Genomic DNA, 19,315 nt, shown 5'->3' with positions numbered 1-19,315 from the left:
AAGGTCTAGCCTAACCTCAGCGGCAGGCTACGCAAGCGCTTGCCAGTCAGCTTGAACACCGCCGCCGCCACCGCCGGCGCCACCGGCGGCACAGCCGGCTCGCCCACGCCTTCCGGATGCGCGCTGCTCGGCATCACGATGGTCTCCACATGCGGCGCCTGCCCCATACGCGGCAGCGGATAGTCGCCGAAGTTCGACTGCAGTATCCTGCCACCCTCGATCGTGATCTCGCCCGCCAGCGCCGCCGACAGCCCGAACACCACGCCCGACTCGACCTGCTGGGCCACGATATTCGGATTGACCGCCAGGCCGCAATCGATCGCGCACACCACCCGGTGCACGCGGATCTCGCCATCCGCGATCGACACCTCGGCCACCTGCGCCACCGTGCTGCCGAACGAGCGGTGCAGCGCCACGCCGTGCGCGCGTCCCTCCGCCGCCTGGCCGGCAGCGGCCACCGCCGCATCCAACACCGCCAGCGCGCGCGGCTGCCCCGCCAGCAGGGTGCGCCGCAAGGCCACCGGATCCTGCCCGCCGGCCTGCGCCACCTCGTCCAGGAACGACTCCTTGAAGAAGGCATTGTGCGAATGCCCGACCGAGCGCCAGTAGCCGATCGGCACCTGGCTGTCGACGATCACATGCGCCACGCGCTGGTTCGGGATCGCATATTGATGGTCATACTCTCCCTCGGCGGTGGTCTTGTCCGGCCCAACGCCCGGCAGGCCCAGGCTGCGTTCCACGTACTGGTGGCCGATGGCACCGCTCGCCGACTTGTTGTCCCAGGCCAGGATGTTCCCGCCTTCGTCCAGCTGCGCCGCGAAGCGCGCCAGCGCCGCCGGCCGGTAGACGTCGTGCATCGTGTCCTGCTCGCGGGTCCAGATCAGCTGCACCGGCTGGCCGTCGAGGGCCTTGGCCACTGCCACCGCTTGCGCCACCATGTCGACTTCGAGCCGGCGCCCGAAGCCGCCGCCCAGCAGCATGACCTCGATCGCCACGTCCTCGCGCGCCACCCCGGCCACGCGCGCGGCGCAGTCGACCGCGATGCTCGGCACCTGGGTCGAGGCCCACAGCCGCACCTTGCCCTGCGCGACCTGGGCCGTGCAATTCACCGGTTCCAGCGCCGCATGGGCCAGGAACGGCGCGCGGTATTCGGCGCGCAGCGTGCGCACGGCGCCCGCGACCTCTTGCGCACCGGTCTCGTGATAGACGTAACCGCGCTTTTCATCGAGCGCGCGCGCCAGGCCGGCCAGCACCGCGGCGCTCGACAGCGCCGCACCCTCGCCCGGCTGCCAGGTGACCGGCAAGGCCTGGGCCGCCTGGCGCGCCTGCCACCAGGTCGACGCCACCACCGCCACGCCGGCCCCGGCGCCGGTGCGGCCCTCGAGCGCGGACGAAACGTCGACCACCGCCAGCACGCCCGGCATCCGCCGGACCGCGTCGGCGTCGAACGCCGCGACCGTGGCGCCGATCATCGGCGCCATCGTCAAGGCCGCGTACACCATGCCGGCCGGCCGCGCATCGATGCCGAAGCGCGCGCTGCCGTCGGACTTGGCGCGGCTGTCCAGGCGCGGCAAAGGCTTGCCGATCAGGCGGAAGTCCTTCGCTTTCTTCAGCCGCACGTCGCGCGCGGTGAGTCCGGCGCCGGCCTGCGCCGCCCGCTGCGCCAGCGCGCCATAGCCGGCGCTGCGGCCGTCGACGTGGATCACGAAGCCGTCTTCGGTGCGGCAGTCCTCCACCCGCGCGCCCCACTCCTGCGCAGCCGCCTTCACCAGCATCGCCCGGGCCACCGCGCCCGCTTCGCGCATCGGCAGCCAGGCATCGCGCACGCTGCTCGAACCGCCGGTGAACATGATGCCCAGCTCGCGGCCAATCTTGGCCATCAGCCACTGGGCGCCCTGGGCGGTGTGGCCGCCGTCGTCCGGGTGGAATGGCAGGTTTTCGCTCAGCACCGTGACGTTGGCATAGATCTTGTCGATCGGCGGTGCGATGACGCGCACCGCATCCAGGCCGACGTCGAGTTCCTCGGCCACCAGCATCGGCAGCGCCGTGTGCACGCCCTGCCCCATCTCGCTGCGCGGCACCACCACCGACACCGTGCCGTCGGGCGCGAGCGCGACCCAGCCATTGAGCGCGACCTCGTCGCCGGCCAGCGCCAGCGGTCGCGAAGGATGCAGGCGCTGGCGCGGCGGCTGCGCGCCCCAGCCGATCAGCAGCGCGCCGCCGGCGGCCAGGCCGGCCAGCAGGAAGTTGCGGCGGGTTAGCTTATGCATTTTGCTCCACTCCCCAGCGCGCCAGGATCTCGCCGTGCGCAAGCGGCTTGCCATACAAATAGCCCTGGGCCAGGTTGCAACCGTGGCGCAGCAAAAAGGCCGCCTGGTCCTCGCGCTCGACGCCTTCCGCGATCACCGACAGGTTCATGCTCTTGCCGAGCTGGATGATGGCGATCGCGATCGCCTCGTCGTCCGGATCCTGCGGGATGTCCTTTATGAAGCTGCGGTCGATCTTGAGCGTCTGCACCGGCAGCTGCTTCAGGTAGGCCAGCGACGAGTAGCCGGTGCCGAAGTCGTCGATCGCAAGGCACACGCCGACCGCGTGCAGGTCGTTCACATACTGCAGCGCGTCGCCCGTGTTCATGATCACCGATTCCGTCACCTCGAGCTGCAGGCGATGCGGCGCCAGGCCGGTGTCCTGCAAGACCCCGGCCACGGCCGCCGCCATGCCGCCGCGCTCGAACTGGCGCACCGACAGGTTGACGGCGATCTTCGGCACCGCCAGGCCGCGCGCCTCCCACGCCACCATCTGGCGGCAGGCTTCCTGCAGCACCCACTGGCCCAGCTGGCCGATGAAGCCGGTGTCCTCGGCCAGCGGGATAAAGCTGCTTGGCGCGACCTGCCCCAGTTCGGGACTGTTCCAGCGCAGCAGGGCCTCGACCCCGATCAAGCGGCCGCTGTCGATCTCGACCTGCGGCTGGTAGGCCAGATGGATCTCGTCCTTGTCGATCGCGCGCCGCAGCAGGGCCTCCATGCGCAGGCGCAGCTCGCCGTCGCCGCTCATCGCCGGCGCGTAGAACCGGTAGCCGTTGCGGCCGCGCGCCTTGGCCTGGTACATCGCCACGTCGGCATTGCGGATCAGGATGTGCATGTCGCGCCCGTCCTGCGGATACAGGCTGATGCCGACGCTGCCGGTGACGAACAGCTCGTAGCCCGAGACATTGAAGGGCTGCTCGAACATCGCCATCAGCTTGTCGGCCACGCGCGTGGCGCCGTGCATGCCGTCGACGTCTTCCAGCAGCACGATGAATTCGTCGCCGCCCAGGCGGGCGAGGGTATCGCCTTCGCGCAGGCAGCGCGACAGCGCCAGCGCCGCCTGCTTGAGCAACTCGTCGCCCACATGGTGGCCGAGCGTGTCGTTGACGTTCTTGAAGCGGTCGAGGTCGATGAACATCACCGCCAGCTGATCGCCGTCGCGTTCGGCGCGCGCCATCGCGTGGCGCAGGCGGTCGTGGTACAGCAGGCGGTTGGGCAGCGCGGTCAGCGCGTCGTGGTGGGCCAGGTGGTCGAGCTGGTTCTGCGATTCGCGCTCGCGCGTGATGTCGCTGAACACGCACACATAGTGGGTGGTGGCGCCGTCGTCGTCGCGCACCGCCGACACCGTGAGCGCTTCCAGGTAGGCTTCGCCGCCCTTGCGCGTGTCCCAGATCTCGCCGCGCCAGAAGCCGGATGCGTCGAGCTCGCGCCACAGTTCCTGGTACAGGGAGGGATCGTTGCGGGTGCCTGACCCGTCGTGCGAAGACAGGCTCGATGAGCGCCCCAAGGCTTCATGCTCGGAATAGCCGGTGATGCGGGTAAACGCGGGATTGGTGGCCGCGATCCGCCCGTGCACGTCGAGCACCATCACGCCGTCGGCGATGTGTTCCAGCACGTTGGCCGACAGGCGCAGCTTTTCCTCGGCCAGCTTGCGTTCGGTGATGTCGGCGAACACCCAGATGCTGCCCTCGTTGGCGCGGTTCGGCTCGAGCGCACAGCCGCTCATCAGGCACCAGAACAGGCTGCCGTCGCGGTGGCGCAGCTGGCGCTCCTCGCCCAGGTCCATGCCTTTCTCGAGCAGCGGATACTGTTCGACGCCGATGCGTTCATAGTCCTCGTGGTTGGGATACAGGACTGCGGTCGACTGCCCCACCATCTCGCCTTCGGCGTAGCCGAACAGCTCTTCGCAGCGGCGGTTGCTCGAGACGATGCGGCGCTGGCGCACGAACAGCACGCCGAACATGACGTTGTCCAGGATCGCGCCCTGCTCGGCCAGCAGCGCCTCGATGCGCATCTCGTCGTGGCGGCGCTCGCTGATGTCCGAGATGATGCCGTCCACCCGCACGCCATCCGGCCCGTGCAGCGCCGGATCCCAGGCGGCCTGCGGCTGGCCGTGTTCCTGCACCCAGCGCTCGATGCCGTGGGCGTCGACGATCCGGTATTCCATCTCGAAGGCCGCGCCCGACAGGGCCGCATCGCGCACGGTGCGGTGGTAGACGCGCCGGTCTTCCGGATGGACGATGGCGGCCCAGTCCTCGGTGGTGGCGCACATGAAGCGCGCCGACGGGTAGCCGGTGATCTTCTCGATCTCGTCGCTGACGAATTCGATCGCCCCGCCCGCGCGCGCGCGGTAGACGGCGCCCGGGACCTGGGTCACGATGGTACGGAACTGTTCCTCGCGGCGCGCGACGTCGGCGAAGAGGTCGCGGATCGCCAGGCGCATGCGCTCCATCTGCTCGCCCAGCCGTCCCAGCTCGTCGTGGGCCGACAGCGCCAGCGGGGTCTCGAAGTCGCCACGCGCCAGGCGGTCCGAAAAACGCATCAGCTGGCGCAGGGGCGACACCAGGCGCCGCCGCAGCAGCAGCGCGATCAGGAGCAGCGACACCGCCAGTTGCAGTGCGAGCACCAGCGCGTAATTGCCCTGCAGCGCGTCGTTCAGGCTGGCGCCTGCGCGCTGCTGCAGGCCGACCAGCAGGTAGCCGCCGACCACGGCCGGGGCCAGCAGGCCCGCGAATACCACCAGCAGCAGCGCACCGTACAGCGAACGGCCGTACAGCGAACGCAGGCGGGACGGATTGCGGGCAACGGGACTCGACATGGACGCGGAACGGGGTCGGGCGAGCCCGATGCATAAAGGATGGCCAGATTATGCACAGTTGCTTGCCGGGAGTCACTAACTATAGGGGCAACACCGTCAACGGCGCGCGACAGGACTTGCTATGATGGGACGATTCTGACAATAGGAGAACCAGATGAGTCATTCCCTGTACGCCGCTTCGGTGCCGGTATTCCGCCAACTGCTGGGCAGCCTGGCCGCGGTGCTGGAAAAGGCCGAGGCCCACGCCCAGGAACGCCGCATCGAGCCGGACGCCCTGCTGCAGGCCCGCCTCTATCCCGACATGTTCCCGCTGGCCAAACAAATCCAGATCGCCACCGACTTCGCCAAGGGCGCCAGTGCGCGCCTGGCCGGGGTCGAGCCGCCGCGCTACGAGGATGGCGAGCGCAGCTTCGCCGAGCTGCAGCAGCGCATCAGCAAGACGCTGGGCTTCATCGACGGCCTGAAACAGGCGGACGTGGAAGCCGGCGCCACCCGCCCCATCACCCATGGCAGCGGCGAGCGGGCGCGCCATTTCGACGACGGCGCGCACTACCTGACGCATTTCGCGCTGCCGCAGTTCTTCTTTCACGTGACGACGGCGTACGCGATCCTGCGCCACAACGGCATCCCGATCGGCAAGAAGGATTTCATCGGGGCCTATTGAAGGGCCCGCGGCACTTAACTTAGTTAACTATTCCGGCGCGGATAACCCTGCGCCAGGATGCGCTGCCACACGACTTCCTTCGCGGCAGCGTCCATCGATACCCAGTGGGCGACTTCGGCGACCGTGCGGCCGCAGCCGCGGCACACCTCGTCGAAGGTGGTCGAGCACACCGCCACGCACGGGGTATCGGGCCGTTCGGCCGGCGCCGGTTCCTGCGCCGCGGCGCTATCCTCAGGCCGGGCCGACATCGAGCTTGTCCCAGCCCTCGTGACCGAGCTTTTCCATGGTGGCGATATTCTTTTCGAAGATCTCTTCCGCTTCCGGGAATGCGTCGACCGCGCGCGCGATACTGTCCTCGCGCAACAGGTGCAGGATCGGATAAGGGGCGCGGTTGGTGTAGTTAGAGATATCGTTGGCGTCGCTGTCCGCGAACTGGTAATCCGGGTGGAAGGAAGCCACCTGCAACTCGCCGTCGAGCTGCATGTCCTCGACCGCGACGTCGGCCACGTCCAGGAACTCGTTGTAGTCCTCGAAATCGTTGAGCACGAAGGGGTGGATCAGCAAAGTCGTGTCGATCTGCTCCGGACTGGTATCGGACAGGCGCTGCAACTCATCCATCAAGGTCTCAAGCAATTGCTCGGGCGTGGTGGCGTTCGAGACGACGTAGCGCACCTGCTCCTTGACATAGACCGACTTGGCGAAGGGACAGAGATTGAGGCCGATGACGGCGCGCTCCAGCCACTTGCGGGTGGCGGCGACGATGGCGTCATCGTCGGCATTCAGATTGGGGGTGCTCATGGTGAAACTTTCGAAAGCAAGGCGAACGGCAAAGCCTGGATTGTACGCACTCTTTGCGCCCACTCATAGTTCGGCCCCACCATGGCGCTAAGGTTTGCCAGACGCGACCGTTATCCGGGATGGGTCGGGCAAAAAGCGTCCTGCTCGTCAATATCCGTGATATGTGCGGCATCTTCCGTTTTCATGATGCCAACGGATGATATTTACCCTTCGATCTGAATTGTAACGACAGCGACTTAATTCTTGACTGACTCGACAATTGATACGTACACTGCCCTCTTGCCCTGTCCGTTCGTTCCTGGACGCAACACTGGAAACGCCTGACCATGAAGCCCATGCACGATACGAAACGCTCCATCTTCACCCTGGCTGCGCTGGCCCTGCTGGCCGCAGCACCGCTCTGCCAGGCGATGGATGCAGCCCCGGCTTCAGGCGCCCTCGCCGCCACCAGCTACGAGCGCTCGGCACTGTCACCGTCGACAATGAAGCTGGACGCCGACGAATACCGCGAGACCGACGTCTGGGGCCGCATCCGCAGCGGCTATGCCATTCCCGACCTGAACAATGCCCTGGTGACGCGCCACGCCCAGGCCTATGCGGCGCATCCGGGCAACCTGTCGCGCATTTCCGGGCGCGCCTCGCCGTATCTGTACCACGTGGTGTCGGAACTGGAAAAACGCGGCATGCCGACCGAGCTGGCGCTGCTGCCGGTGATCGAATCGGCCTTCAACCCGCAAGCCATGTCGAGCGCCAATGCCGCCGGCCTGTGGCAATTCGTGCCGGGCACCGGCAAGGATTTCGACCTGCGCCAGAATATGTTCAAGGACGAGCGGCGCGGCGTGGTCGCCTCGACCGACGCCGCCCTCTCCTATCTGCAGCGCCTGTACACGATGTTCGGCGACTGGCCGCTGGCCCTTGCGGCGTATAACTGGGGTGAAGGCAATGTCCAGCGCGCTATCAAGAAAAACCAGGAACTGGGCAAGCCGACCGACTTCGACAGCCTGGCCGAGCTGATGCCGGCCGAGACCCGCAACTACGTACCTAAATTGCAGGCGGTCAAGAATGTGGTGGCCAATCCATCGCAGTACGGCGTCACCCTGCCGGCGATCGACAACCAGCCCTACTTCACTACGGTCGACAAGACCAGCGACATCGACCTGGCCATCGCGGCCCAGCTGGCCGAAATGTCGCTCGACGAATTCAAGGCGCTCAATCCGCAGTTCAAGAAGCCGGTGATCATCGGCGGCGAGCGCACCAAGATCCTGCTGCCGACCGAGAACGCCGAGAAATTCCACATCAACCTGGCGCAATGGGGCCATGCGCTGTCGACCTGGACCACGCACAAGATCACCGGCGCCCGTGTGACCATCGCGCAGCTGGCCTCGAAGTTCGGCACCACGCCCGAAGTCATCCGCCAGGCCAATAACATCCCGCCGCAGTCGCGCCTGAAAGCCGGCTCGACGATCCTGGTGCCGAAGACCTCGGCCTCGAACCACGGCGACATCGCCGAGAACATCATCGAAAACGCCGTCGTCGCCTTCGAGGCCGACCGCGGCAAGGCCAAGCGCAATGCCTCCCGCTTCAAGGCCAAGGCAACCACCAGCAAGAACGGCAAGCGCATCGCCCGCAATACTTCTTCCAAGCGCAAGCAGCGTTGATGTTGCCGTGCTGCATTAGCTGCACGGTTTTACGCGCTGTCGTGCAAACAAACTGAAAAACCTGTATAGTTCTGTTTGTGCGCTGCGACATCGCGCCCGCTCGATACGATCTCCAGGAGATTCGATGAGCCGGCAGCAACAGCGTTAGCAGTACAACTAGCAGCTACGCAAACCCCAGGCAGCTCGACATAGAGCGCCTTTCCAAAGCCTCCCGCCTTGCGTGTCGTTTCCAGACACCGTCCCGGCGCAAAGCTTTTGTGCCGAAATTTCTTTCATTACTGAGTCATTTCGTTTGTCGGTTCGCGTTGCATTTTTACGTTCGCGCCACATGTGCGAACGCATGATTTATTCCGAAAGTAAAAACACATGAGTTTTGAAGCACTTGGCCTGCACGCGTCTATCGTTCAGGCAGTCGTCGACAGCGGCTATACCACCCCGACCCCGGTCCAGGCGCAAGCCGTCCCTGCAGCCATCGCCGGCCGCGACCTGCTGGTCTCGTCGCAAACCGGTTCGGGCAAGACCGCGGCCTTCATGCTGCCAGCCCTGCACCACCTGGCGAACGCCGAGCTTGCGCCTGCCGGCAAGACCCCTGCGCAAGAAGCGCAGGCTGCCAAGGCCCGCGGCGAGCGCGTCCGTTTCAAGCCGGCCCAGCCGAAGATGCTGGTCCTGACCCCGACCCGCGAACTGGCGCTGCAAGTGACCAGCAATACCGACAAGTACACGGCCCATATGCGCCGCGTGCGCTGCGTCTCGATCCTGGGCGGCATGCCGTACCCAAAACAGATGCAACTGCTGGCCAAGAATCCTGAAATCCTGGTCGCCACCCCAGGCCGCCTGATCGACCACATGGAATCGGGCAAGATCGACTTCTCGCAGCTCGAGATCCTGGTGCTGGACGAAGCCGACCGCATGCTCGACATGGGCTTCATCGACGACATCGAAAAGATCGTCGCCGCGACCCCGTCGACCCGCCAGACCATGCTGTTCTCGGCAACCCTGGACGGCGTCGTGGGCAATATGGCCCGTCGCATCACCACCGATCCGATGACGATCCAGATCGCCAGCGCCGGCAACCGCCACGAGAACATCGTGCAGCGCGTGCACTTTGTCGACGACCTGTCGCACAAGAACCGCCTGCTCGACCACCTGCTGCGCGACGAGTCGATGGACCAGGCCGTGGTGTTCACCGCCACCAAGCGTGACGCCGACATGATCGCCGACCGCCTGAACATCGCCGGCTTCGCCGCCGCCGCACTGCATGGCGACATGCACCAGGGCGCCCGTAACCGTACGCTCGACGGCATGCGCCGCGGCAGCGTGCGCGTGCTGGTGGCCACCGACGTCGCGGCCCGCGGCATCGACGTGCCGACCATCACCCACGTGGTGAACTACGACCTGCCGAAGTTCCCTGAGGACTACGTGCACCGTATCGGCCGTACCGGCCGCGCCGGCCGCAACGGCACCGCGATCTCGCTGGTGAACCACGCCGAGAACATGAACATCCGCCGCATCGAACGCTTCACCCGCCAGCCGATCCCGGTCAACGTGGTCGAAGGTTTCGAGCCGAAGCGCAGCGCGGCGCCACGCACGGCAGCGCGTCCAGGCTGGAAGCCGGGCGACGGCCGCAACAGCAAGCCGGCCCAGCGCGGTTTCGGCAAGCCGACCGGCCCACGTGAAGGCGGCTACGCCGACCGCGCGCCACGCGATGGCTTCGCGGCACGTCCGCAGGGCGACCGCCCTGCCGGCGAGAGCCGTTATGCCGACCGTGGCCCGCGTGAAGGTTACGCACCGCGTCCACAAGGCGACCGTCCGGCCGCCGACCGTGCGCCACGCGACGGCAACCGCTTCGGCGGCCCGCGCGAAGGCCAGGGCCAGGGCCAGCGCCGCGAAGGCGGCTACAAGGGCGCCCACCCGCGCTCGATGGACGGCGCCCGTCGTTCGTTCGGCGAATAATCTCCGAACGCTTAACAGCAAACTGCAGTAACCCGTCGTCCCCGCGCAGGCGGGGATCCAAGTTTCTCAGCACGCCACTACGAATACCGAAGTGGCTGTGCCGGCAACCTTGGGTCCCCGCCTGCGCGGGGACGACGTTTTTGGGCCAACGAAAAAAGTACCTCGCCGGCTCGCCGCCAAGCGCCGGCGCCCGACTTGCGCGATAATTCCACGATCAACGATAACCGGATATCCCATGAGTACCAGCGACCAACCCATCAAACTCACCTCGTTCTCGCACGGCGGCGGCTGCGGCTGCAAGATCGCGCCCGGCGTGCTGGCCGAGATCCTCAAGTCGTCCGGCGGCTTCCCGCTGCCGAAGGAGCTGATGGTCGGCATCGAGACCTCGGACGACGCCGCGGTCTACCTGCTCAACGACGAGCAGGCGCTGGTCGCCACCACCGATTTCTTCATGCCGATCGTCGACGACCCATTCGACTTCGGCCGCATCGCCGCCACCAATGCGATCTCGGACGTGTACGCGATGGGCGGCACCCCGATCATGGCCCTGGCCCTGGTCGGCATGCCGATCAACAAGCTGCCGCTCGAGACCATCGGCCAGATCCTGGAAGGCGGCGCATCGATCTGCCGCGAAGCCGGCATCCCGATCGCCGGCGGCCACACGATCGATTCGGTCGAGCCGATCTATGGCTTGGTGGTGATGGGCCTGGTGCACCCGTCGAAGGTCAAGAAGAACAGCGCCGCGCGCGCCGGCGACGTGCTGGTGCTGGGCAAACCGCTGGGCGTGGGCGTGCTGTCGGCCGCGCTCAAGAAGGGCGTGCTGGGTGAGGACGGCTATGCGGCCATGATCGCAAATACCACCAAATTGAACAAGCCGGGCCGCCTGCTTGCCGACATGCCCGGCGTGCACGCCATGACCGACGTCACCGGCTTCGGCCTCTTGGGCCACTTGCTCGAACTCGCGCGCGGCGCCCAAATGCACGCGGAACTTGATATGCCGGCGATCCCGCTGCTGCCCGGCGTGCTGCAACTGGCGCACGACGGCTTCTTCACCGGCGCCTCGGGACGCAACTGGGATGCCTATGGCAAGGACGTGCAGCTCGACGATGCCCTCACCCCAGCCCAGCGCGCGCTGCTGACCGATCCGCAAACCTCGGGCGGCCTGCTGGTGGCCTGCGATCCGGCCTCGGTCGACGAGGTGCTGGCCCTGTTCGCGCGCGAAGGGTTCGCGGATGCGGCGGTGGTCGGCCGCGTCGAAGCCGGCGCCGCCGGCGTCACCGTTCGCGCCTGAGCGTATTACCCACCGGGCGCCGCGCGGCGCCCATCAATCGTTACCCTCCCGGCCGCCCGCGCCCTCACCGCGGCCATCGCCACGCGCAAACAGCTTATCGCGCGCCAGCCTGCTGATCGCCACGGTGGCCGGATGGCTCATGCGGCGCTCGGTCGTGATCGCATACACCTGCTCGACCACCGACTCGACCTCGCCCAGCGCGACCAGGCCGTACTGGCTGCTGACCTGGGCCGCGATCACGCTCGGCGCGAAGAACACGCCGGCGCCCGAGCGGCCGAAAGCCTGGATCATGGCGCTGTCGTCGAACTCCCCCACCACACGCGGATGCACGTCGCAGCGCTCGAGCCAGCGCAGCAGGCGCTGGTGGATCGCGAAATCCTCTCCCGGCAGCAGCATCGGCGCATTGTGCAGGCAGGCCGGGAAAGGCTGATCGAAGGTGGCCGCCAGCGCTTCGGTGCAGAAGGCCGTCATCGGGCTCTCGCCCAGCAAGTGGTTATAGGCGCGCACGCTGAAGTGGCCCGGGATCGGGCGGTCGGCGACCACCAGGTCGAGCCGGTGCACGGCCAGGTCGGCGATCAGGCTGTCCAGCCGCCCTTCACGGCAGATCAGCTTGACTGGGTCTTTCAGCCTGAGGGCCGGCTCGACCAGGTCGACGGCGATCAGCTTGGACACCGAATCGGCGCAACCGACGCGATAGGACGTAGTCGCGAAGGCCTGGTCGCGCACCAGTTCAAGCAGCTCGTCTCCGGTATTGAAGATGGCTTCGGCATAGCTCACGATGCGCCGCCCGGTATCGGTCAGTTCGAGCTTGCGCCCGACCCGGCGAAACAGTTCGACACCCAGGCTGTCGGCGAACTCGGACAGCTGGCCCGAGATCGAGTGCGGGGTCAGGTGCAGCTGTTCGGCTGCGCGGGCAATGCTGCCGGTTTTGGCTACCATCCAGAAGTAGCGCAGGTGTTTATAGTTGAGTGTCGACACGGCGCTCTCGCGTAAAGATCGAAAAACCCGATCTTACATCAAACAATATTCGATTTGTACGATGTATTGGTGCAACCTATAGTGTGGTTTTTACCCATTGGAGGACTGTCATGCCCCCTCGTCCCGTTGTAAGTACAAGGAGTACCCGATGAACGGATTGGAAACCATCGCAAGCCCCATGATGTGGGCCGGCTTCGTCGGCTTCGTACTGGTCATGCTCGCACTCGACCTGTTCGTCTTCGGCGGCAACAAGGCGCATAAGGTCAGCGTCAAGGAAGCCGGCATCTGGTCGCTGGTCTGGGTCAGCCTGGCGCTGATCTTCAACGCCTGTCTGTATTTCTACCTGAAAGACACTGCCGGCCCCGAGATCGCGAGCCAGAAGTCGCTCGAGTTCTTCTCCGGCTACCTGATCGAGAAAGCGCTGTCGGTCGACAACGTGTTCGTGTTCCTGCTGATCTTTACCGCCTTCCAGGTGCCGCAGCAGTACCAGCGCCGCGTCCTGATCTATGGCGTGCTGGGTGCGATCATCATGCGCGCCATCATGATCAGCGCCGGCGCCTGGGTCGTGAGTGAATTCAGCTGGGTCCTGTACCTGTTCGGCGCCTTCCTGCTGTTCACCGGTATCCGCATGCTGGTGGCGGTCGACGAAGAACCGGACGTGGCCAACAACCCGATCCTGAAGCTGGCGCGCAAGCACCTGCGCGTGGCCGAGGGTGACCATGGCGAGAAGTTCTTCGTGCAGAAGGATGGCCTGCGTTACGTGACGCCGCTGTTCCTTGTGCTGATCCTGATCGAGGTGACCGACCTGATCTTCGCGGTGGACTCGATTCCGGCGATCTTCGCGATCACGACCGACCCGTTCATCGTGTTCACGTCGAACATGTTCGCGATCCTGGGCTTGCGTGCGCTGTACTTCCTGCTGGTCGACGTGGCTGACCGCTTCCACCTGCTCAAGTATGGCCTGGCGATGGTCCTGACCTTCATCGGCGTCAAGATGCTGATCATGCCGTGGTATCACATCCCGGTGCAGGCTTCGCTGACCGTCGTGGCAGTCCTGATCGCGGGTAGCTGCATCGCCAGCCTGATGATCAAGCCGAAAGACGAAGCAAAGTAATACATCGGAAAGAATGAATAGGGTGGACGGCTGTGCCGTCCACCCTTTTTTTCAGCCTCGCGCCAGCGGCGGAATATCGCAGCTTGGCTTGGCCGGCGGCTCCCCGCCGCCGGCCTGCCCCACCCGCTCGTACTCGGCGATCACCTGGGCTCCCAGCAGCAGCAGGGTGGCCGCAATCTCCAGCGAGAACATCACCACGATCGCGGTCGTCATCGAGCCATACACCAGGTTCACCTGCGACAGGGTCGAGAAATACCAGACCAGCACATGGCGCGCGACTTCCCACAACAGCGCCGCCGTCGCGCCGCCGATGAAGGCGTGCCAGATCGACAGCCGGCCCACCGGCATCACCAAGTAGATCGAGGTCAGCACCAGTATCTCGCCCGCCAGTCCCAGCAAGTACAGCAACACCCCCGACACCCCGCCCAGCGACCACTTGTAGTTGAACAGCCATACGCTCTCGGACCCCATCACCTGCAGCGCACCGGCGACCAGGGTCACCACCATGATGCCGATGCCCAGCGCCAGGATGTAGCAATAAGGCAGCACGGCCGAGACCATGAAGTGGCGCCGCCGCACCGCGACCCGGTGCACGAAGATCACGCTCATCGCATTCTCCAGCACCGTGAACGCAAGCGAGCTGAAAAACAGCATGGTGAGCGCCAGCACCCAGGTCAGCAGCTGGCGGTCCTGCAGGAAGTTGGCGACCTCGGTCACGATCGGGCGCGACTGCCCTGGCACCAGCAGTTCGAGGTAGCGCCGCAAGGTGTCGAGCAATTCGTGCGGGTCGATGAAGTGAGACAGCACCACCACCACCAGCATCAGGAAGGGCACGATCGACAGCAGTGCGTAATAGGCGACCGCGCCGGCCAGCAGCAGGCCCTGGTTGGCGCGGAAGCCCTTGAGCACCTGCAGGGTGAACTTGAGGGGATGCGACAGGATGTAGATATTGGCGCGCTGGTCCTTCAGGCGCGCGCGCCAGTCACGCCGCCGGCTCATCTTGCCAGCCGGATGCCGGTGAACTGCCAGCGCGCGCCGGACGGGAAGAAGTTGCGGTAGCTGGCGCGCGCATGGCCTTCGGGGGTGGCGCAGGACGAGCCGCGCAGCACGTACTGGTTGATCATGAACTTGCCGTTGTATTCGCCGATGGCGCCCGGCGCCGGGGCATAGCCGGGATATGGCGCGTAGCTACTGCTGGTCCACTGCCAGCAGGCGCCGAACAGTTGCTGCAGGCCGGCGCCGCTGGCCGCCGCCGGATGATGGGTCGGCAGCCCGCCCAGGCTAGTCTGGCGCGCCGCGAACTCCCACTCTGCCTCGGTCGGCAAGCGTGCACCGCGCCAGCGCGCATAGGCGTCGGCTTCGTACAGCGAGACGTGGGTGACGGGACGCTCGGGATCGAGCGGCTGCACACCGTGCAGCGTGAACTCGTGCCAGCCATCGTCCTGCTCGATCCAGTACAGCGGCCGGGCGATCTCGCCCGAGCAGACCCGGTCCCAGCCCTCGGCCAGCCACAGCGCCGGGTCGCGGTAGCCGCCGGCCTCGATGAAGGCGCGGTATTCGCCATTGGTGACGAGGCGCGAGGCCAGCGCGAACGGCGCCACATAGGTGCGATGGCGCGGCAGTTCGTTGTCGAAGCAAAAGCCGCTGCCCTTGTGGCCGATCTCGGCCAGTCCACCTTCGAACGGCAGCCACTCGAGCTGCGGCGCCGGCTGGGAGGGCGCCAGGGGCTCGGCCGCATAGGCCGGATACAGGGGGCTCTGCGCCAGCAGGTGCTTGACGTCGGTGAGCATCAACTCCTGGTGCTGCTGCTCGTGCTGCAGACCCAGTTCGACCAGGGCCGCCAGTTCGCTATCGATGCCGCGCGCCAGCAAGGCGTCCATGCGGCGGTCGACGTCGTGGCGGTAGGCCTTCACCTCGCCCAGCGAAGGCCGCGTGAGCAGGCCGCGCTGCGGGCGCGGATGCTTGTCGCCGACGCCGTTGTAGTAGGAGTTGAAGATGACGCGGAACGCCGGGTGAAATGGCGCGAAGCCCGGCTCGCGCGGCTCGAGGATGAAGGTCTCGAAGAACCAGGTGGTGTGCGCCAGGTGCCACTTGATCGGGCTGGCGTCGGGCATCGACTGCGCGCAGCAATCCTCGTCGGACAACCTTTCTGCCAGGTGCAGCGAACGGCCGCGCACCCGGGCAAAAGTGCGTGGCAGGCCCTCGTCGCGCAGCATATTCATACGGGTATGGCCTGTGCGTGGACCACCGCGAACCAGCGCTGGGGATCGGTCCAGACGCGGGTCGCCTCGAAACCGGAACGCTCCAGCAGCTTGATGGCATCGGCCTGCTGGTATTTATAGCTGTTCTCGGTATGGATGCAGTCGCCCGCCTCGAAGCGGCGCGCGCCGCCGCGCCAGTGGACTTCCTGCGCCGTGCGCGCCTCGAGGTGCATCTCGATGCGTCCGCGCGCGGCGTTGTAGAAGCCGTGGTGACGCCACTGGCGGATGTCGAAGTCGGCGTCGACCAACTGGTTTACATGGCGCAGGATGTTCAGGTTGAAGGCGGCGGTCACGCCCAGCGCGTCGTCATAGGCGGCGTCGAGCGTGGCCTTGTCCTTGGCCAGGTCGATGCCGATCAGGATGCCGCCGTCCGGCCCGCACTGCGCGCGCAGGCGCTCCAGGAAGGCCTGCGCATCCTCTGGCGTGAAGTTGCCGAGCGACGAGCCGGGATAGAAGAACAGGCGGCGCTCGGCGCGCACCAGCTCGGGCAGCTCGAAACGGTTCGAGAAATCCATGCCCAGCGCTTCCATCGCGATCTGCGGGAAACGCTGGCGCAGGCGCGCCAGGGCGTCATGCGTGAACTCGCTGGAGATGTCGACCGCCACATATTGCGCCGGCTGCAGCAGCGGGAACAGCTTGGCGGCCTTGGCGCAATTGCCGGCGCCGAGGTCGATCATGGTGGCGCCGGTGCCGGCCACGCGCGCGATCTCGGCGCCATGGCGTTCGAAGATCGCCGCCTCGGTGCGGGTCGGATAATACTCGGGCAGTTCGCAGATCGCCTCGAACAGCTTGGAGCCGAGCGCGTCATACAGAAATTTTGGCGAGATGCAGGCGTGCGGCGCGCGCAGGCCGGCGTGCAGGTCTTGTGCGTCGTGGGCGTTGGCGACGGCAGCCTGGCGCTCGTCGGATGTGCAGGTTGTCAGCATAAGGTTTATCATTCGTGCCGCCACGCCGCACCATGCGAGATGGCATATGAGGATTACGTCTATCGTTGCTGTTTTTACCATCATAGCGGATTCCCCCGATTCGCTGTGCGCGTGACAATTCAAGCGTGCAGGGTTTGCCCTGCGATCTTTCTAAGTTGAAATATGGACCAGCGACTTCATTGGGAGACCGTCTACCGAACCAAGGCGCCGGATGCGGTGAGCTGGTACGCCCCGCACCTGGATACCTCGCTCGCGCTGATCGAACGCAGCGCCGGCGCACCCTCGGCGGCCGTCATCGACGTCGGCGGCGGCGAAGCCACGCTGGTCGACGACCTGCTGGCGCGCGGCTACACCGACGTGTCCGTGCTGGACATCTCGGCCGAGGCGGTCCGCGTCGCCCGCGAACGCCTTGGCGCCCAGGCTGGCCAGGCCCAATGGCTGGTGGGAGACATCACCAGGGCCGAGCTGCCGGAACGGCGCTACGACGTCTGGCACGACCGCGCCGTGTTCCATTTCCTGCTCGAACCCGCGCACAGGGCGGCCTACGTGCGCCAGGTGGCGCGCGCCATGCGCCCGGGCGGCAGCGTGATCGTCGCCACCTTCGGCCCCGAAGGGCCCACCAAATGCAGCGGCCTGGACATCGTGCGCTATGACGCCAAAGGCTTGCACGACGAGTTCGGCCCGGCCTTCCGCCTGGTCGAAAGCCGCACCGAACTGCACCGGACACCGTTCGGCACGACACAGCAATTCATGTACTGTTTTTGCCGGGTGGAATGATCGGCCTTTATAATCCGTATTCCACCCCGATAAACCATCAATAAAAACCACCATGACCATGTCCATTCGCCGTCACGTCCTGAAAACCCTGTGCGCAGCCGCTGCTGGCACGATGCTGATCGCCGGCGCCGCTTCGGCCCAGAGCAATGGCGTGCTGCGCGTCTCGGCCATCCCCGACGAATCGCCGACCGAACTGCAGCGCAAGTTCAAGCCGCTGGGCGAATACCTGGCCAAGGCCACCGGCCTGAAGGTCGAATTCACCCCGGTGACGGACTACGCCGCCTCGGTCGAAGGCCTGATCAACCGCAAGATCGACATGGTCTGGTTCGGCGGCTTCACCTTCGTGCAAGCCAATGTGCGCAGCAAGGGCCAGGTCACCCCGCTGGTGCAGCGCGAGGAAGACGAGAAATTCCGTTCGGTCTTCATCACCACCGTGCCAGGCATCACCAAGCTGGAAGACCTGAAGGGCAAGACCCTGGCCTTCGGTTCGGAATCGTCGACTTCGGGCCACCTGATGCCACGCTCGTTCCTGCTGCAAGCCAAAGTCAACCCGGACACCGACCTGAAGCGCATCGCCTTCTCGGGCGCGCATGACGCGACCGTGGCCGCCGTGGCCGGCGGCAAGGTCGATGCCGGCGCGCTGAACATCTCGGTCTGGGAAAAGCTGGTCGAGACCAAGAAGGTCGATCCGAAACAGGTGCGCGTGTTCTACACCACCCCGGGCTACTTCGACTACAACTGGACCGTGCGCACCGACATGGATCCGGCGCTCAAGAAAAAGATCACCGACGCCTTCCTGGCGCTGGACGGCTCGACCGCCGAAGGCAAGCAGATCCTGGAACTGCAGCGTGCGACCAGGTTCGTGCCGACCAAGACCGCCAACTATGGCGCGATCGAGGCCGCCGCACGCAATGCGGGCCTGCTGAAGTAATCAGGGAAAGCGATTCACCATGGCGACCTACCGCCTGCGCAATCTGACCGTGCGCCACCTGGCCGGCAGCCGCGCGCCGGCCCTGCACGCGCTCGACCTCACGATCCGCGCCGGCGAGCAGGTCGCCCTGATCGGTCCCTCCGGGGCCGGCAAGACCACCCTCTTGTCCACCCTCGCCTGCGCCCACCGGCCGGCCGAGGGCACGCTTGAAATCTTCGGCCAGGATCCCTGGCAGTTGACCGGCGCAGAGCGCCACCACCTGCGCTCGCGCCTGTTCCTGGCGCCGCAGGCGCCGCCCTTGCCGCCGCGCCAGCGCGTGGTGACGGCAGTGCTGGCCGCGCGCCTGCCGCACTGGTCGCTGTGGCAGGCCCTTGCCTCGCTGGTGCGTCCACAAGATCCCGACGCCGCGCACGCCGCACTGGCGCGCTTTTCGCTGGGCGACAAACTGTATGCGCGGGTCGACCGCCTGTCGGGCGGCGAACGTCAGCGCTGCGGCCTGGCGCGCCTGCTGTTATCGAGCGCCGAAGCACTACTGGTCGACGAGCCGATCTCGGCGCTCGACCCGGCGCTGGCGCGCCACACCCTGGCCACCTTGCGCCAGGAAGCGCAACAACGGGGTGCGACCCTGGTCTGCAGCCTGCACCAGGTCGACCTGGCGCGCGAGCAGTTCGGGCGACTGATCGGCCTGCGCGACGGCCGCATCGTGTTCGATGCGGCGCGCGACGACGTCAGCGACGCCATGATCGCCGAGCTGTACGCCAATGAGCAGGTCGACATGCCGCCTGAAACACCGCACGACACACCCGGCCAGATCGCCGTCGGCGCCTGCTTCTGATGGGC

Annotated in this window: 16 protein-coding genes; 8 read left to right on the top strand and 8 right to left on the bottom strand. The window is 66.2% G+C overall.

Annotated elements, in window-relative coordinates; all coding sequences use genetic code 11:
• Positions 1-5: 5 nt before the first annotated feature.
• Both SOM28_RS07990 and SOM28_RS07985 read right to left on the bottom strand, forming a co-directional pair.
• Positions 6-2,270, bottom strand: coding sequence for a xanthine dehydrogenase family protein molybdopterin-binding subunit (locus tag SOM28_RS07990; RefSeq protein ID WP_320467778.1), 2,265 nt, complete (start codon positions 2,268-2,270; stop codon positions 6-8).
• Positions 2,263-5,124: a bifunctional diguanylate cyclase/phosphodiesterase gene (locus SOM28_RS07985; protein WP_123070835.1), complete on the bottom strand. Its 2,862-nt coding sequence runs from the start codon at positions 5,122-5,124 to the stop codon at positions 2,263-2,265. Before SOM28_RS07985 ends, SOM28_RS07990 begins: the two co-directional genes overlap by 8 nt.
• A gap of 154 nt (positions 5,125-5,278) precedes the next feature.
• Between SOM28_RS07985 and SOM28_RS07980 the strand changes: the two genes are divergently transcribed.
• Positions 5,279-5,788 (top strand): DUF1993 domain-containing protein, encoded by a 510-nt coding sequence (locus tag SOM28_RS07980; RefSeq protein WP_123070834.1) that lies wholly within the window; start codon positions 5,279-5,281, stop codon positions 5,786-5,788.
• A 23-nt stretch (positions 5,789-5,811) separates the two neighbouring features.
• On the opposite strand, the gene SOM28_RS07975 is transcribed toward SOM28_RS07980, so the two are convergent.
• The gene (locus SOM28_RS07975) at positions 5,812-6,036 is read right to left on the bottom strand and encodes a DUF1289 domain-containing protein (protein ID WP_123070833.1); all 225 of its coding nucleotides are present in this window, start codon (positions 6,034-6,036) and stop codon (positions 5,812-5,814) included.
• Positions 6,020-6,586: a DUF1415 domain-containing protein gene (locus SOM28_RS07970; protein ID WP_123070832.1), complete on the bottom strand. Its 567-nt coding sequence runs from the start codon at positions 6,584-6,586 to the stop codon at positions 6,020-6,022. Before SOM28_RS07970 ends, SOM28_RS07975 begins: the two co-directional genes overlap by 17 nt.
• A gap of 326 nt (positions 6,587-6,912) precedes the next feature.
• On the opposite strand from SOM28_RS07970, the gene SOM28_RS07965 reads away from it, so the two are divergent.
• From SOM28_RS07965 to selD, 3 genes are all read left to right on the top strand, one after another.
• Positions 6,913-8,244, top strand: a complete 1,332-nt coding sequence (locus tag SOM28_RS07965; RefSeq protein ID WP_123070831.1) for a transglycosylase SLT domain-containing protein — start codon at positions 6,913-6,915, stop codon at positions 8,242-8,244.
• A gap of 366 nt (positions 8,245-8,610) precedes the next feature.
• A complete protein-coding gene (locus tag SOM28_RS07960) occupies positions 8,611-10,197 on the top strand; it encodes a DEAD/DEAH box helicase (protein WP_123070830.1) in 1,587 nt (528 codons plus the stop codon).
• Positions 10,198-10,432: 235 nt separating this feature from the next.
• Entirely contained in the window at positions 10,433-11,488 is a 1,056-nt protein-coding gene (selD, locus tag SOM28_RS07955; RefSeq protein ID WP_320467777.1) for a selenide, water dikinase SelD, read from the top strand.
• A 33-nt stretch (positions 11,489-11,521) separates the two neighbouring features.
• Here selD and nhaR read toward each other — a convergent pair whose 3' ends face one another.
• Complete coding sequence (gene nhaR, locus SOM28_RS07950; protein ID WP_320467776.1) at positions 11,522-12,466, bottom strand: transcriptional activator NhaR; 945 nt, start codon at positions 12,464-12,466, stop codon at positions 11,522-11,524.
• A gap of 148 nt (positions 12,467-12,614) precedes the next feature.
• On the opposite strand from nhaR, the gene SOM28_RS07945 reads away from it, so the two are divergent.
• A complete protein-coding gene (locus SOM28_RS07945; RefSeq protein WP_320467775.1) occupies positions 12,615-13,580 on the top strand; it encodes a TerC family protein in 966 nt (321 codons plus the stop codon).
• 51 nt (positions 13,581-13,631) lie between these two features.
• Here SOM28_RS07945 and SOM28_RS07940 read toward each other — a convergent pair whose 3' ends face one another.
• From SOM28_RS07940 to egtD, 3 genes are read right to left on the bottom strand one after another with little or no spacing between them, the layout of a single operon-like run.
• A complete protein-coding gene (locus tag SOM28_RS07940; RefSeq protein ID WP_320467774.1) occupies positions 13,632-14,579 on the bottom strand; it encodes a YihY/virulence factor BrkB family protein in 948 nt (315 codons plus the stop codon).
• Positions 14,576-15,802, bottom strand: coding sequence for an ergothioneine biosynthesis protein EgtB (gene egtB / locus SOM28_RS07935; protein WP_320467773.1), 1,227 nt, complete (start codon positions 15,800-15,802; stop codon positions 14,576-14,578). The genes SOM28_RS07940 and egtB overlap by 4 nt, the downstream gene beginning before the upstream one ends.
• Positions 15,799-16,767 carry an L-histidine N(alpha)-methyltransferase gene (egtD, locus tag SOM28_RS07930; protein WP_320467772.1) on the bottom strand — a complete coding sequence of 323 codons (969 nt, stop codon included), beginning with the start codon at positions 16,765-16,767 and terminating at the stop codon, positions 15,799-15,801. Before egtD ends, egtB begins: the two co-directional genes overlap by 4 nt.
• Positions 16,768-16,929: 162 nt before the next feature.
• Between egtD and SOM28_RS07925 the strand changes: the two genes are divergently transcribed.
• From SOM28_RS07925 to SOM28_RS07915, 3 genes are read left to right on the top strand one after another with little or no spacing between them, the layout of a single operon-like run.
• Positions 16,930-17,544 carry a class I SAM-dependent methyltransferase gene (locus SOM28_RS07925; protein WP_320467771.1) on the top strand — a complete coding sequence of 205 codons (615 nt, stop codon included), beginning with the start codon at positions 16,930-16,932 and terminating at the stop codon, positions 17,542-17,544.
• A 52-nt stretch (positions 17,545-17,596) separates the two neighbouring features.
• Complete coding sequence (locus SOM28_RS07920; protein ID WP_320467770.1) at positions 17,597-18,475, top strand: putative selenate ABC transporter substrate-binding protein; 879 nt, start codon at positions 17,597-17,599, stop codon at positions 18,473-18,475.
• A 19-nt stretch (positions 18,476-18,494) separates the two neighbouring features.
• Positions 18,495-19,310 (top strand): phosphonate ABC transporter ATP-binding protein, encoded by an 816-nt coding sequence (locus SOM28_RS07915; RefSeq protein WP_320467769.1) that lies wholly within the window; start codon positions 18,495-18,497, stop codon positions 19,308-19,310.
• The last annotated feature ends 5 nt before the right edge of the window (positions 19,311-19,315 follow it).

The organism is Massilia sp. CFBP9026 (assembly GCF_034045165.1).
Lineage (GTDB): Bacteria > Pseudomonadota > Gammaproteobacteria > Burkholderiales > Burkholderiaceae_D > Telluria > Telluria arenae.
This window is presented reverse-complemented; position numbering and strand designations above follow the sequence as displayed.